This window comes from Aestuariivirga sp. (assembly GCF_020252405.1).
Lineage (GTDB): Bacteria > Pseudomonadota > Alphaproteobacteria > Rhizobiales > Aestuariivirgaceae > Aestuariivirga.
Genome location: NZ_JADCDA010000048.1, coordinates 15,163 through 28,639, shown reverse-complemented (window position 1 = coordinate 28,639; position 13,477 = coordinate 15,163). Strand labels below are relative to the sequence as shown.

General features: G+C 65.8%; 17 protein-coding genes and 1 other RNA gene. 5 read left to right on the top strand and 13 right to left on the bottom strand.

What is annotated here, in order from left to right; translation table 11 throughout:
* The 7 genes from IOC69_RS08375 to IOC69_RS08345 form a co-directional block, all read right to left on the bottom strand.
* On the bottom strand, positions 1–200 hold a 200-nt coding region (locus IOC69_RS08375), incomplete at its 3' end, for a Mur ligase domain-containing protein (RefSeq protein ID WP_290543091.1).
* A gap of 2 nt (positions 201–202) precedes the next feature.
* Complete coding sequence (locus IOC69_RS08370) at positions 203–1,924, bottom strand: penicillin-binding protein 2 (RefSeq protein WP_290543090.1); 1,722 nt, start codon at positions 1,922–1,924, stop codon at positions 203–205.
* Positions 1,921–2,277 carry a hypothetical protein gene (locus tag IOC69_RS08365; protein WP_290543089.1) on the bottom strand — a complete coding sequence of 119 codons (357 nt, stop codon included), beginning with the start codon at positions 2,275–2,277 and terminating at the stop codon, positions 1,921–1,923. The genes IOC69_RS08370 and IOC69_RS08365 overlap by 4 nt, the downstream gene beginning before the upstream one ends.
* Positions 2,278–3,276, bottom strand: a complete 999-nt coding sequence (gene rsmH / locus IOC69_RS08360; RefSeq protein WP_290543088.1) for a 16S rRNA (cytosine(1402)-N(4))-methyltransferase RsmH — start codon at positions 3,274–3,276, stop codon at positions 2,278–2,280.
* Positions 3,277–3,387: 111 nt separating this feature from the next.
* An RNA gene (gene rnpB / locus IOC69_RS08355) (RNase P RNA component class A) lies at positions 3,388–3,790 on the bottom strand.
* 171 nt (positions 3,791–3,961) lie between these two features.
* Complete coding sequence (locus IOC69_RS08350; protein WP_290543087.1) at positions 3,962–5,623, bottom strand: amidohydrolase; 1,662 nt, start codon at positions 5,621–5,623, stop codon at positions 3,962–3,964.
* Entirely contained in the window at positions 5,620–5,961 is a 342-nt protein-coding gene (locus tag IOC69_RS08345) for a hypothetical protein (protein WP_290543086.1), read from the bottom strand. Before IOC69_RS08345 ends, IOC69_RS08350 begins: the two co-directional genes overlap by 4 nt.
* On the opposite strand from IOC69_RS08345, the gene IOC69_RS08340 reads away from it, so the two are divergent.
* Positions 5,960–6,424: a hypothetical protein gene (locus tag IOC69_RS08340; RefSeq protein ID WP_290543085.1), complete on the top strand. Its 465-nt coding sequence runs from the start codon at positions 5,960–5,962 to the stop codon at positions 6,422–6,424. The two genes, IOC69_RS08345 and IOC69_RS08340, sit on opposite strands and share 2 nt — an antisense overlap.
* Here IOC69_RS08340 and IOC69_RS08335 read toward each other — a convergent pair whose 3' ends face one another.
* From IOC69_RS08335 to IOC69_RS08325, 3 genes are read right to left on the bottom strand one after another with little or no spacing between them, the layout of a single operon-like run.
* Positions 6,425–7,144: an N-acetylmuramoyl-L-alanine amidase gene (locus tag IOC69_RS08335; RefSeq protein WP_290543084.1), complete on the bottom strand. Its 720-nt coding sequence runs from the start codon at positions 7,142–7,144 to the stop codon at positions 6,425–6,427. It abuts the gene before it with no gap.
* On the bottom strand, positions 7,141–7,824 hold the full coding sequence (locus IOC69_RS08330; RefSeq protein WP_290543083.1) for a DnaJ family molecular chaperone: 684 nt from the start codon (positions 7,822–7,824) through the stop codon (positions 7,141–7,143). Before IOC69_RS08330 ends, IOC69_RS08335 begins: the two co-directional genes overlap by 4 nt.
* Before the next feature lie 17 nt (positions 7,825–7,841).
* Positions 7,842–8,174, bottom strand: coding sequence for a hypothetical protein (locus IOC69_RS08325; protein ID WP_290543082.1), 333 nt, complete (start codon positions 8,172–8,174; stop codon positions 7,842–7,844).
* 68 nt (positions 8,175–8,242) lie between these two features.
* Between IOC69_RS08325 and IOC69_RS08320 the strand changes: the two genes are divergently transcribed.
* Complete coding sequence (locus tag IOC69_RS08320) at positions 8,243–8,764, top strand: c-type cytochrome (protein ID WP_290543081.1); 522 nt, start codon at positions 8,243–8,245, stop codon at positions 8,762–8,764.
* A 10-nt stretch (positions 8,765–8,774) separates the two neighbouring features.
* Here the strand turns inward: IOC69_RS08320 and IOC69_RS08315 are convergent, their stop codons facing one another.
* Positions 8,775–9,365 carry an ABC transporter substrate-binding protein gene (locus tag IOC69_RS08315; RefSeq protein ID WP_290543080.1) on the bottom strand — a complete coding sequence of 197 codons (591 nt, stop codon included), beginning with the start codon at positions 9,363–9,365 and terminating at the stop codon, positions 8,775–8,777.
* Positions 9,366–9,438: 73 nt separating this feature from the next.
* The gene (locus tag IOC69_RS08310; protein WP_290543079.1) at positions 9,439–10,044 is read right to left on the bottom strand and encodes a phospholipid-binding protein MlaC; all 606 of its coding nucleotides are present in this window, start codon (positions 10,042–10,044) and stop codon (positions 9,439–9,441) included.
* Positions 10,045–10,250: 206 nt separating this feature from the next.
* Between IOC69_RS08310 and IOC69_RS08305 the strand changes: the two genes are divergently transcribed.
* Together IOC69_RS08305 and metF are read left to right on the top strand one after the other, a co-directional pair.
* Positions 10,251–11,237 (top strand): metalloregulator ArsR/SmtB family transcription factor, encoded by a 987-nt coding sequence (locus IOC69_RS08305; protein ID WP_290543078.1) that lies wholly within the window; start codon positions 10,251–10,253, stop codon positions 11,235–11,237.
* Positions 11,234–12,139 carry a methylenetetrahydrofolate reductase [NAD(P)H] gene (metF, locus tag IOC69_RS08300; RefSeq protein ID WP_290543077.1) on the top strand — a complete coding sequence of 302 codons (906 nt, stop codon included), beginning with the start codon at positions 11,234–11,236 and terminating at the stop codon, positions 12,137–12,139. Before IOC69_RS08305 ends, metF begins: the two co-directional genes overlap by 4 nt.
* A 332-nt stretch (positions 12,140–12,471) precedes the next feature.
* On the opposite strand, the gene rpsD is transcribed toward metF, so the two are convergent.
* Positions 12,472–13,089, bottom strand: coding sequence for a 30S ribosomal protein S4 (gene rpsD, locus IOC69_RS08295; protein ID WP_290543076.1), 618 nt, complete (start codon positions 13,087–13,089; stop codon positions 12,472–12,474).
* Positions 13,090–13,274: 185 nt separating this feature from the next.
* On the opposite strand from rpsD, the gene IOC69_RS08290 reads away from it, so the two are divergent.
* A complete protein-coding gene (locus IOC69_RS08290; RefSeq protein WP_290543075.1) occupies positions 13,275–13,406 on the top strand; it encodes a hypothetical protein in 132 nt (43 codons plus the stop codon).
* The last annotated feature ends 71 nt before the right edge of the window (positions 13,407–13,477 follow it).

Genomic DNA, 13,477 nt, shown 5'->3' with positions numbered 1-13,477 from the left:
TCGCCCGCGAGCACCGCCACGGCGCCTGCCGCAATAGCCTGCGGAATGAACGCCGCGCCATCGGCATGCGTGCCGGGCAGCGCCGCGAAGACGAAGCCCGGCCTCACCGCGCGGCTGTCCGCCGTCAGGCCCGCAACGGACAGGCTCTCCGCCTCCTTCGGAAGCGGAGCCTCACCGGCGGCGAGATGGGAAAGCCTCATCGTCAATCCGGGGCGTCTCCCCTGGTCTTCTTGTCCTTGGCCTCGAGCTTGGCGAGCTTCTGCAGGTCCTGCTCGCTGAACACAGGTTCGACGCCCAGCATCGGCGCGATGCGTTCGATGACGCTGGCCGCGGCCGGCACGGCGTTCCAGCCGGCGGTGGCAAAGCCATAAGTGCCGGGGATCGCCTTGGGATCGTCGAGCATCACCATCACAAGATATCTGGGATCGTCCATCGGGAAGGCGCCGATGAAGGAGGCAAGGCGCTGGTTCTTGTCATAGCGGCCGTTCACCACCTTCTCTGCCGTGCCGGTCTTGCCGCCCACGCGATAGCCGATGACGTCCGCCTTGCCGGCGGAGCCCTTGAGCGCGTTCTGGCGGAAGAGATAGCGCAGCGTCTCGGAGGTTGCGGGCTTGATCACCGTCGTGGCCATGGCCAACGCCTCCTCCTCGTTGCGGCGGAGGAAAGTGGGGGTGATGAGATGACCGCCATTGAGAAGCCCTGCAACCACCGCGGCTCCCTGCAGCGGCTGCACGGCAAAACCATGGCCGAAGGCCGTCGTCGCGGTGACGAGCCTGCTCCACCGCCTGGGCAGCAGCGGCCCGGCGGCCTCGGGCAGTTCCGTCTGCAGCTTGTCGAACAGGCCCACCTTGCGCAGGAAGGCCTGATGTTCCTCAAGGCCCACTTCCAGCGCCATTTTGGCGGTGCCGATGTTGGAGCTTTCGCAGAACACTTCCTCCGTGGTCAGCAGACGGTTCTGCGGGTGAAAATCATGAATGCGCGCGCTGCCGATGACAAGGGGAAAGCGCGTGTCGAAGCGGCTCTCCAGCGTCACCTTTCCGGAATCGAGCGCCATGGCGAAGGTCACCGCCTTGATGACGGAGCCCAGCTCATAAACGCCGCTGGTCATGCGGTTCTGCTGGTCCTTGGAGAAGTTCTTGTTTTCCTGGTTGGGGTTGAAGTCGGGGAGCGACACCATGGCCAGAACTTCGCCGGTGCCGATGTCCATGACGATGCCGCCGCCGGCGATGGCGTGGAACTTGCCGATGGCCTTGGTCAACTCGTCGATCATCGCGGCCTGAACCCGGATATCGAGGGAGAGCTGCGCGGGTCCGGTGCGGTGCTCGGTGGGCTCGGCCAGCGATGCGGTGTAGAGCGCGCCGCGGTCGTCGAGATATTTCTCGATGCCGGCGATGCCCCTGGTGTCGAGGTCGACATAGCCGGCCACATGCGCGGCGAGCCGCCCCTGCGGATAGACGCGGCGGCGCTCGTTCACATAGCTGACGCCGGGAATGCCGAGATTGTAGACGGCGTCACGCTCCTCCGGCGACACCTGGCGCTTGATCCAGGCAAAGCGCCTGGACGCCGAGAGCTTGCGGCGCAGCTCCCTCGCGTCGAGGTCCGGCATGGTGGCGGTCAGGGCTTCCACAGCCTCGTCCATGTCGATGATCTTGGACGGGTCAGCGAAGATCGAGGCCACGGCGACGTCGGTCGCCAGCAGCACGCCGTTGCGGTCCACGATGTCGGGGCGGGGCAGCGGGCTCTCGGCGAGGGGGCGCACCGGTCCGTCATCCTGGGCGGGGAAGATGGTGAGATGGGCGAGCTGGCCGGCGATGGTCAGGAAGGCCGCGGCAAAGCACATGCCGATGAGGCGCAGCCGGTTCTGACCGGCAAGGCGCGGCGGCATTTCATCCGTCTGCTGATGGCCGGAGATGGGCTCGGTCATTGCGTCTTCATCCCGCCGGCAACCTGGCCCACCGAATCCGTTCCCCCGGCCTGAAGGTTCATCACGGGTTCGGCGGGAACGTGGTTCGAAATCTCGTCAAGCTTCACGATCTGCCGGGCTTGCAGCGTGGAGAGGCCGAGGAAGCGTTCGGCCAGCGTGCGGATGCGGTCGGGCCGGATGAGGCTCGACCATTCGGCGTTGAGCAGCCGCATGTTCTCGATCTCCTCGTTGATGCCGCGCTGATAGCTGGCGGCCTCCCGCTCGAGGCCGCGCGTCTCGTGCTCCAGCGAATAGAGGATGAAGCCCGAGACCAGCACGGCCGTCACCAGCATGAGGTTGAGGAGCTTGTGCATCTAGTGCCGCGTCCCCTGAAGCGGGAGTCCGGCCCCGCCGGCCATGGCGGGCATGGGCGCCGCGGCCGTGCGGATGCCGGCGCGCAGCTTCGCCGAGCGGGCGCGCGGGTTCATGCGCGCCTCGTCCTCGCTGGCGCCGATGTGGCCCTTGAAGGGCAGCGTGAAGGACGGCTCCGGCCCCTTCGCCGCATCGGGCAGGTGGCGCGAACCCGCGGGCAGCTTGCCGGCGCGGGAGGCGAAGAAGCGCTTGACGATGCGGTCCTCCAGCGAATGGAAGGTGACGGCCACGAGGCGCCCGCCTTCCGGCAGCAGCCGCTCGGCGGCATGCAGCGCCCCGGCCAGCTCGTCGAGTTCGCCATTCACATGGATGCGCAACGCCTGGAAGGTGCGCGTGGCGGGATGCATCTTGTCGGGCCGCGGCCGGCCGGTGACGCGCTCGATGGCCCTGACCAGGCCAAGGGTTGTGGCGATCGGCGCATTCTTGCGGGCGTCCACGATGGCGCGGGCAATGGCGCGCGAGCGCGGCTCCTCGCCGAAGACATGGATGATGTTGGAGAGCATCTCCTGCGGCAGCGCATTCACCACGTCCGCGGCGGACGCGCCCGCCTGCGCCATGCGCATGTCGAGGGGCCCGTCACGCAGGAAGGAGAAGCCCCTCTCCGCCTCGTCGAGCTGCATGGACGAAACGCCGATGTCGAGCACGATGCCGTCGATGCGCTCATCGCCCGCCAGGGCTTCCATGCAGGCGAAGCGGCCCTCGCGAAGGCTGAGGCGGGGTGAGAATTCAGCCACCATGGCCTGCCCCGACCGGATGGCGGACGGGTCACGGTCGATGGCGATCACCCGGCAGTCCGCGGCGTCGAGAATGGCGCGCGTATAGCCTCCGGCCCCGAAGGTGCCATCCACATAAACGGCGCCAGCGCGCGGGGAAAGCGCACTCAGCACTTCGGCCAGCATCACGGGCACATGCGGCGGGTTGAGGTTTTCTCGGGCGGCCATGGCAAGCCTGGATCAGGGTGAAAAAGACGTTAATCGACACCCTGACATTGCAATCGGCCTGCTTAACAATTGGTTTCGATTGACGCGTTGCGGCGCATGTGAGGGGGATATAATGCCAGCCGGCCTGTAAGCCGGGTTCTGTCTGCGCGGGGTTTGCCCGCACTGGATGACCATTCATCTGGAACGCCCGTTGCCGGACGCTTCACGCAACCTACCCGGGCGGCTGGAACGGAAACGTCCCTGACGGACTTGCGCCCGCCGCGCCACCCCTATTCGGTCTTGCTCCCGGTGGGGTTTGCCATGCCGTCCCCATTGCTGGGGCCGCGGTGCGCTCTTGCCGCACCATTTCACCCTTGCGTCAGGCCTCAGGCCCGGATCCGCGGTATCATTTCTGTGGCACTGTCCCTGGGGTCGCCCCCGCCGGGCGTTACCCGGCACCGTGTTTCCATGGAGCCCGGACTTTCCTCCCCCGCACCCTTTCGGGCGTAGCGGCAGCGGTCATCCAGCCAGCTGGCAGAGGAGAAGGTAGGGCATTGGGACGGGAAAGGCAATGGTGGTGTTGCCTGGCCGGTGAAGCGCACCAGAGCTCATCATGGCCGGGCGTGTCCCGGCCATCCTCTTCGTGGCCGCCAAAAAGGATCGCCGGGACACGCCCGGCGATGATGACATGAATCGGAACCGGAACTCACCCCTCGAACACCACCCGCCCGTCGCACACCGTCATGCGCGGGCGGATGCCTTTGAAGCTTGACGGGTCCATGCGCTGGAGGTTCACCGGCAGCACGCAGATGTCGGCCAGCATGCCCTGCTTGAGCACGCCGGTCTTGCCCTCCATGAAGCCCGCGTAGGCGCCGTCCGCCGTGTAGGACTGGAGCGCCTGGTGCAGGCTCTGGCGGTTGTCCGGCATGGCCTCGTTCCAGCGCCCGCGCGTCATGGCGGACTGGAGGGACCACAGCGGATCGATGTCCGAGACCGGCCAGTCGGTGCCGAAGACCAGCCTCGCGCCCTGCCCGCGCAGCGCTTTCCAGGCGAAGGCCCATTCCCAGCGCGCCTCGCCGATGTTGGAGAGATAGGGTTCGAGCGGCAGGCCGTGGTTGCCCGGCGGATGCGGTGGCTGCACCGAGGCGATGACGCCGAGTTTTGCGAAGCGCGCAATGTCATCCGGGTGGATGACCTCGACATGCTCCACCCGGTGGCGCGATTCGCGCCGGCCATTGGCCTTCTGCGCGGCCTCATAGCCATCAAGCACGATCCGCACCGCGCCATCGCCGATGGCGTGGACGGCGATCTGCAGGCCGCGCCGGTCGGCCTCGGTGGCGATCGCCGCAAAGCGGGAAGGCTCGAACAGCGGTTCGCCCCTCCAGCCGGGGCGATTGGCGTAATCCTCGATCATCACCGCCGTCTGGCTGTCGGCCACGCCATCCATGAACAGCTTCACGAAGCCGGAAGACAGCATGTCGCCCTGCCAGCGTTGGGCCATCTGCGAGGCCTTTTCGAGCATGGAGATGTCCATGAAGTTCTTGAAGTGGAAGGGCACGCGCACACGCGCCGAAAGCTCGCCCCGGCGCTGCAGTTCCTCAAGCAGTTCAAGCGTATAGATGTTTCCGTCCATGTTCTGGATGAAGGTGATGCCGTGGCGCGCGGCATGGCCGAGGCCTGCCCGCATGGTCTCGAGGTCGGTCTCGAATTCCGCCGTGCCGGGATAGGGGTCGGGCTCGCCGCCGGTGGCCAGCCCCAGCCGGTCGCGCGTGCCCTTGCGGGAGAGCTGGCGAACGGGGTTGGTGGCCTCGCCCTCGCGCAGTTCGCCCTGGGCGAGGCCATCCGGCCCCATGACGATCTCGTTTCCGGGCCCCAGCTTGCGGCCCTTCAGTATGCCCGCCCTCTCGAGCGCGATGGTGTTGGCCCAGGCTGTGTGGTGATCGGGCGAGAAAACGAGGATCGGCCGGTCTTTGACGATGCGGTCCAGGTGGTGGCGCGACAGCGGCTCGTGCTCGCCGATGATGACGTAATCCGCCTGCTCGCCGATGATCAGGTCATCGCCCGGGTTCTGGCGGATATAGGCTTGCGCGCGCGCCCGCAGCTCATCGAAGCCGCGTGTGCCGAACAGCTGGAGGTGGGAGAGTTCGGCGGCCCCGGCGAACAGGTGCATATGGCCCTCGACGAAACCGGGGATCACCGTGCCGCCCGCGGCATCCGCCACGCGGGTGTTGGCGCCTGCCTCACGCATCACCTCGGCATGACTTCCCAAATGTATGATTCGATTGCCAGAAACCGCAATGGCTTCGGCTGTCGGGCGGGCCTGGTCCATGGTCATGATGGCGGCATTGGTAATGATGAGGGATGTCATGATGCGAAGGCTCCGTTGCAGTTGATCGGTGAGGCCAGCGCCGCAGCTGGAGCATGATCCGCAAAAGTGGAACCCGCTTTTGCGATAAGGTCATGCTTGCCGGTCAGGCGGTTGAGGTTGCGGGGGGAATTGCCGCTGCCCATTCTGGCGCGACCACCCGGCCCCGAAGCTGCACCGAATTGCGGGAACATGCGGCCAAACCTCTGCTCCCAACAAGATGTCATGGCATCGCGGCAAAAGCTGTCCCGGCGCGCGCCGGACAGCGCCATATTGACACTTCCCCGATCCCTGAAGAGGCGATAGACACGCTTCTTATTTCCGGGTTCATCAATCATCATGCACCGCTCCCTCGCCGCCGTTTTTGGCCTTGGCCTGATTTCGGGCCAAGCCCTTGCACAGGAGCGCGAATGGACGCTCGATGCAAGCGACCAGGAGGCATATCTGATCTTCGGCGTGGCCGAAAGCGACGACGTCGGGGTGAGCCTGTGGTGCAACACAGGCAAGGATATGGTGAACCTTTACATTCCCCGCCCCTCCGCCGAGCTGCAGAAACTGTCGCGCCGCAAGGTGCCGGTGACGGTAACGGCAGGCGGCGAGACCGCCACTTTCGGCGGCAAGATCGACATCAACCCCGACTCGCCCTCTTCCAGCGTCGAGGTCGAGCTGGCGGTGGACGGCCCCATCCTCAAGGCTCTGGAAAAGGCGGACCGTTTCAGCGTGAAGGTGCATGGCGAGGAACTGGTGTTCCCGCTCTATGACGCGGATGTCGCGGGCCTCGTGGCGCTCTGCCGCAAGGGCTGATCAGCGGGCGAGCCGCTCTGCCGTGCGGAGCGCGGACACATCGGGAATGCCGTTCACCAGCGCGGGCCGGAAATGGCGCTGAAAGGCGTCCGTCGCCCTGCGTGTCGCCTCGTCCAGCTCGCCCGTCACCCCGACCGCATAGCCATATTCCTTCAGCAGGCCCTGGAAGGCGGCAAGTTCCCGGCCTGCCAGCTGCCGCTCATCGGCGGCGGCAGGCGGCACCCAGTGGCCGATCCCGTTGCGGAACAGCAGCGGCCAGTCGAAGCGCTCGCCCGGGTCGATCTTGCGGCCCGGCGCCACGTCGGAATGGGCCAGCACGTTTCGGGGCGGAATGGCATGCCGGGTGAGGATGTCGCGGCTGAGCGCCACCACTGCCTGCATCTGCGGGGCGGGAAAATCGCGGTAGCCGATCGAATGGCCGGGATTGTGGACCTCGATGCCGATCGAGCGGGAGTTGGTGTCGGTCTCGCCCTGCCAGAAGGAGACACCCGCATGCCAGGCGCGCTCCTCCTCGCCCACCATCAGGGTGATCGCGCCATCCTCATCGATCAGGTAGTGGCAGGAAACCCCGGACTCAGGCCCGCGCAGCTGCTCGCACGCGGCGGCGGCGCTGGTCATGCCGGTATAATGGAGGAGCAGCATGTCGACGCTGCGGCCATTGCGGCGCGGCTCACGGTTGGCGGCGGGAACATGCCGGTTCGCCAGCGGCGAGGCGATCACGCCGTCTTCTCCATGATGCGGCTGTAAGCCTCGTTGATCTTCTGCAGGCGGCGGGTGGCGATCTCCACCATCTCCTCCGGCACGCCCGCCGCGATGTGGCGGTCCGGGTGGTGCTCGCGCACCAGGTCGCGGTAGCGCTTGCGCACATCCTCCAGGGGCGCGTCGCCCGGCAGGCCGAGGATCAGATAGGGATCGTCCGCCATGTCCACGTGCCGCGCCCGGATGCGCGCGAAATCGGCCTCCGGGAAGCCGAAAATCTCCGCCACCTGCCGCAGGAAGCCGTGTTCGCCCGGGTGGAAGGCATCATCCGCCTTGGCAATGTGAAACAGCCCGTCGAGCACGTCCTCGAGGATGTCGCTCTTCGCCTCGAAAATCCTGGCGATCTGGCGTGCATAGGCCTCGAAGCCCGCCACGTCCTGCTTGGCCAGATTGAACACGCGCGCCACCGTGGGGAGATCGCTCTGCGGAACGTGGAACACCCGCCTGAAGGCGCGGATCTCGTCGTCCGTCACCACGCCGTCGGCCTTGGCCATCTTGGCGCCAAGCCCGATCATGCCGATGGTGAAGGCCACCGATTTCTCAGGTGGACCCGGATCGCGGTTTGCAACCGACTGCAGGAACGCCCCGACCGACCCGCCGATCGAGGCGAGGGTTTCGGAGATGCGGGTCCAGATGGACATGGGGAAAGAGGCTGGCCTCAGCCGTTCTTGAAGTAATAGGTCAGGCTGAACACAGGAACATCGATGTCCCGGTGCTGGGCCAGCAGCTTCTCGACATGCCAGGCGCGGCCGGCTGTCCAGATGGTCACCCACAACACCGGCAGAACGCCCAGCGCCATCAGCCCATACAGGAGCATATCGGGAAGCCCGACAAGCTTGGCCACCGCCCACACCGTCGCCACCATGGCGGAGCCGGTGAAGCACAGCATCAGCAGCGTGGCGCCGAAGGCGGCCATCAGGCTGCCGGTGCGGCTGAAAGCCTGGGTCCCCGCCTTCGGGGCAACGTCAGGCTTGATGATGTCCTGTTCCATGGCCGCCCATATGCGCCCGACGATCGGAAATTGCAATCGCCGCGCCTGGCGCATGCTGCAATTGACCGATGTCAAGGCCCGCGCCCGGCATCGGCGCGATCCTGCCGGACGATGCGGAGGAGCGAATCATGAAGCGCGAATATCTCGTTCTGGCGCTGGCGGTCACGGGGCTGACGGCGGCGGGCGCGCATGGGGCGGCTGCCGGGGGCAGCGTGACGGGCGCGCCGCTGGTGAGCGAGGGCATCAGCCTCGGGCTCGGCCACCGCGACTATCTGAACTATTGCGCCGCATGCCACGGCGCCGACGCCAGGGGAGACGGCACGCTGGGCGAGTTCCTCACCCTGAAGGCGCCGGATCTCACCATGCTCAGCAAGCTCAATGCCGGCAAGTTTCCGGAAGAGCGCGTGACGGAGGTGATCGATGGCCGCGCCGACGTGAAGGTGCACGGGATGCGCGACATGCCGGTGTGGGGCGACTGGTTCAACCGCGAGGCCGCGGGCGCGGACACCGGCAAGGCCGCGCGGGAACTGATCGTCAGCGACCGCATCGCCTCGCTGATCGTTTATCTGGAAAGCATCCAGGCGAAGTGAGGCCTCCGCCTCAGCGGTTCAGCGCCGCGACGAGCTGCGCCACATCGCCGTCGCGCTTCGACAGGAAGGACGTGAAAATACCGCGCTGCAGATAGGTGAGCGAGAAGCCCAGCACCTTGACATCCTCAACCTTGAAGCCCGATCCCCGTTTGCCGAGCCGCCACACCACCGTGTAGGACTGGCCGTTCACGAGATAGACCTTGGTTCCGACATTGATGTCGTCGCCATCGCCATCGGCATCGCCGATCTCGTATTTTGACACCACATATTCGCGCGACTGGTCGGCGAAGTAGCGCGCCATGAAAGAGGCGGTGCCGGCGTAATAGGCCTGCTTCTGCGCCGGCGTCAGCCTGGCTCTATACTGGCCCAGCGAATAATCCGCGATCGCCCCCACGTCCGCATGGCGCAGGATGGCGCGCTTGAAGCTTGCCACCGTGCCCTGGCGGTGGGCGGCCAGCATGTCCTTGGCCACCTTTTTCATATAAACGACTGCGGCATCCTCGCCCGCGGCAATTGCGGGCGACGCGAAGGCGGTCGCCAGCCCGGCCAGCGCAGCGCGGCGCGTCAGTGCGGCGGTCAGGGGCGGACGGAACTTCGACATGATTCGCTTTCTTTGAAGCTGTCCACTCCGCCATAACGGACAGGCCAAGGCGGCGTCAACAATGCCGCCCGCCTCACCAGGTGTTGGCTTCGCGCAGCTCCGCGAAGAGCGGGTCGAAGTCGCCCTTCGACTGTTTCAGCACCTTCGAGAAGCGGTCCTTCATCGAGATGGTCAGCCACACGCCCTTGACGTTGACATCCGCCACGCGGAAGCCGCCACCCGCGGGAATGAGCCGCCACTTCACCTGCTCGCGACCGTTTCCGCCGGTTATCGCGGACTGGATCACGGTGAACTTGCCCTGACTGGTGGTCGAGATGATGTCGAGCTGGCTGCCGCGAAAGTCATCGACGTAATAGTTGAACAGCGCGGCGGCGTAATTGTTCACCAGATTGTAGAATTCGGCGCGCCTTCCCGCGGGCAACTGCCTGGCATAGGGCCCCAGCGCAAAATCGGCGATGCCCTTCAGGTTGATATAGCGGTTGAGAAGCGCCGCGAACTGGGCCTTGAGGGCGGGACCCTTCTGTCCATTATTGGCAAGCTTCATAACCTGGTCGGCGATCCCCGAAACATAGTCCTCCGCAGCCGAGCTGGCCGTGGCAGGGCTGGCGACGCCGAACAGGGCAGCCACCGCCAGTCCACACATGTCACGCCGCGTCAGCGGGCCTTTCCCCCGGTTCATCGTCACGCCTCCACACAAGGGGCCACTGCGGCGGGCCCCGACTTTCTCTAATACGCCGCGAATTCATGACGAATGCAAGACTGGGTTCAGGTCTCTCGCACAGTTCCATGCGCTCCTCCGCACGCTCACTGCGATCTGGCCATATTACGATATCCATTCTTGCAAAACACATAAAGATATGTTTATGTCGTTATGGAGGTTCCAAAATGGAAGAATTGCTCTCCGGCTTGCGCGCTGCGGCGGAATCGACCCGCGTGCGCATCCTGTTCATCCTTGCCCATGGCGAGGCCAATGTCAGCGAGCTGACCCAGATCCTGGGCCAGAGCCAGCCGCGCGTCAGCCGCCATTTGAAGCTTATGGCCGAAGCCGGCCTCATCAGCCGCCACAAGGAAGGCAACTGGGTGCTCTTCCGCCTGCGCGAGGAGGATATGGGCGGGGCGCTGGCCCGGGCCATCGTCGATCTGCTGCCCGCCGCTGACGCCGTGCTGGCGGGCGACCTCGCAAGGCTGGAGGAGATCAGGAGCCGTCGTGCGGAGGCCGCATCGCGCTATTTCGCTGAAAATGCCGCGCGCTGGGAACAGCTCCGCTCGCTCCACGTGCGCGAGGAGGATGTGGAGCAGGCCATGGTCAGGCTTGCGGGGTCAGCGCCCATCCGCCTCCACGCCGATCTCGGCACCGGCACGGGTGCGGTCCTCCGCCGCTTCGCCGGCCTCGCCCAGCAGTCGATCGGCATCGATTCGAGCCGCGACATGCTGGCCATCGCGCGGGTCAATCTCGATGCCGCGGGGGTGCGCAATGCGCAGGTCCGCCACGGCGAAATTTATGCCCTGCCCTTCCCCGACGGTTTCGCCGATTTCGTGACGATCCACCAGGTTCTGCACTTCCTCGAAGATCCGGTGCGGGCGCTTGCCGAAGCCGCCCGCATTCTCGAAGCCGGCGGCCGGCTGCTCATCGTCGACTTCGCGCCGCACGATCTTGACGAGCTCCGCGCCGATCATGCCCACCGCCGCTTAGGCATCGCCGCCGAGCACATGGCGCAATGGCTGGCCCGCGCCGGCCTGAGCCTCACCCAGCATGACGTGCTGGCCCCGCCGTGGCGGCCGCAGGGCAAGGGCCTCACCGTGTCGCTGTGGCTTGCAACACAGCCGCGTTCTCCCGTCGCCACTGCTGCCCTCAAGGACCACGCCACATGATCGCTTTTGCGGAAGACGTCTCCGGCATCACCGTCTCCTTCGAATTCTTCCCGCCCAGGGGCGATGCGCAGGAGGGCTTCTGGTCAACCATCGCCAAGCTCGAAACGGTGAACCCCTCCTTCGTTTCCGTCACCTATGGCGCGGGCGGAACGACGCGTGACCGCACGCTGGAGACCGTGCGCCGCATCGCCGCGGAGACGGCGCTGCGGCCCGCGGCGCACCTGACCTGCGTTGGCGCATCGAAGGCCGACGTGAATGCCGCGGTGCAGGATTTCGCCAAGGCCGGCGTCAACCACATCGTGGCGCTGCGCGGCGATCCGCCCGGTGGTGTGGGCACGCGCTTCACGCCGCACCCGCAAGGCTATCGCAATGCCGCCGATCTGGTTCGCGGCATCAGGGAACTCGGCGACTTCGAGGTCTCGGTCTCGGCCTATCCGGAGCGCCACCCGGAATCCGTCTCGATCGAGGAAGACCTGGCCTTCATGGCCGACAAGGCGGAGCATGGCGCCAGCCGCGCCATCTCGCAGTTCTTTTTCCACAACCCCTTCTTCCTCAGGCTGAGAGACCGCATCGCGGCGCGCGGCATCTCGATCGAGCTGGTGCCGGGCATTCTGCCCATCACCTCCTTCGCCCGCGTCAGCGAGTTTGCGGCCAAGTGCGGTGCGCATGTGCCGCCGGCGCTTGCCACGCGTTTCGCGGGCCTCGATGAGGAACCCGAAACCCGAAACCTCGTCGCCGCCATGGTCGCCGCCGAACAGGTGGACGCGCTCAGGCGCGAGGGCGTCAAGCACTTCCACTTCTACACGCTGAACCGCGCCGACCTCGTCTACGCCATCTGCCGCGTGCTGGGCCTGGGCGCGGAAAAGCGGGCGTCATGCTCAAGCCTTTCATCTGGCGCATGATCCAACGGGGGGAGTCCACCTGACCGGAACATGCGTGCAGTTTCATGAAAAACGCCGGTTTGATTGGCCGGGCAGGGTTGTGTCCGAATTGCAACATTCAGGTGAAAGGCGCGGGGCTTGGGGCGGAGCGCCGGAGCATCTCCTGCACGTCCGTTCCTGCCCAAAGAAAAAGCCGCCGGTGAGCGGCGGCCTTTGATCATCATATCGCTGCTGTGCCGCTGCGGGCATCATGCCCGCTATAATGCTCATTTGCGAAGCGGAGCATGCTCCGGTTTTAACCGTCAGCACAGCTTTCCACCCTCAAACGCAGCCGCGGCTTATAGCCCTTCGCGTCAACGCGAATAGTATTCGACGACCAGGTTCGGCTGCATCTGGACGGGATAGGGAACGTCCGAGAGCGCCGGTATGCGCACCAGGCGGGCGGTCATGCCCTTGTGGTCGGCTTCGACGTAGTCCGGCGTGTCGCGCTCGGCGAGCTGCACGGACTCGAGCACGGTTGCAAGGCCCTTGGCCTTGTCGGTGAGCTCGATGGTGTCGCCGGCCTTGAGGCGGATCGAGGCGATGGTCACGCGCTTGCCGTTCACCTTCACATGGCCGTGCGATACGAACTGGCGGGCGGCGAAAATGGTCGGCACGAACTTGGCGCGATAGACCACCATGTCGAGGCGGCGCTCCAGCAGTCCGATCAGGTTCTCGGAAGAATCGCCCGTCAGGCGGATGGCCTCGTCATAGGTCTTGCGGAACTGGCGCTCGGAGAGGTTGGCATAATAGCCCTTGAGCTTCTGCTTGGCCTTCAGCTGGGTGCCGAAGTCCGACATCTTGCCCTTGCGCCGCTGGCCGTGCTGGCCGGGGCCATATTCCCGCTTGTTCACGGGGCTCTTCGGACGGCCCCAGATGTTCTCGCCCATCCGGCGGTCGATCTTGTATTTCGCGTTTGCGCGCTTCGTCATTTACGGTCTCCATGTGCTGTGTGAGAACCCACCCTCCTGGCACCGGTTTCCCGGCCGACAGCCCCCAAAGGGGCACGGGCAAGCACTAACGGAGCCCGAAAGCTCCGCGATGCGGCGCGTATAGGGGAAGCGGGGGACAGTGTCAAATCGCCGGCTCCATCCGCCTGCTGCCCGTCCAACTCAGTTTGGGCGTCACCCAGACCTGGGGCTTCACCGCCGCGCTCTCCACCGCCTCGATCCTCCCCGCCTTCCTCTTCGTCCTCCTCGTCCAGCGCCACCTGGTGCGGGGTCTCACGATGGGGCTGGCGAAGGGGTGAGACGCGGCGACCTCGCTCCACCTCACCCGCCCAAACTGATCATGCCCGGGGTCGTCCCGGGCATCCTCTTC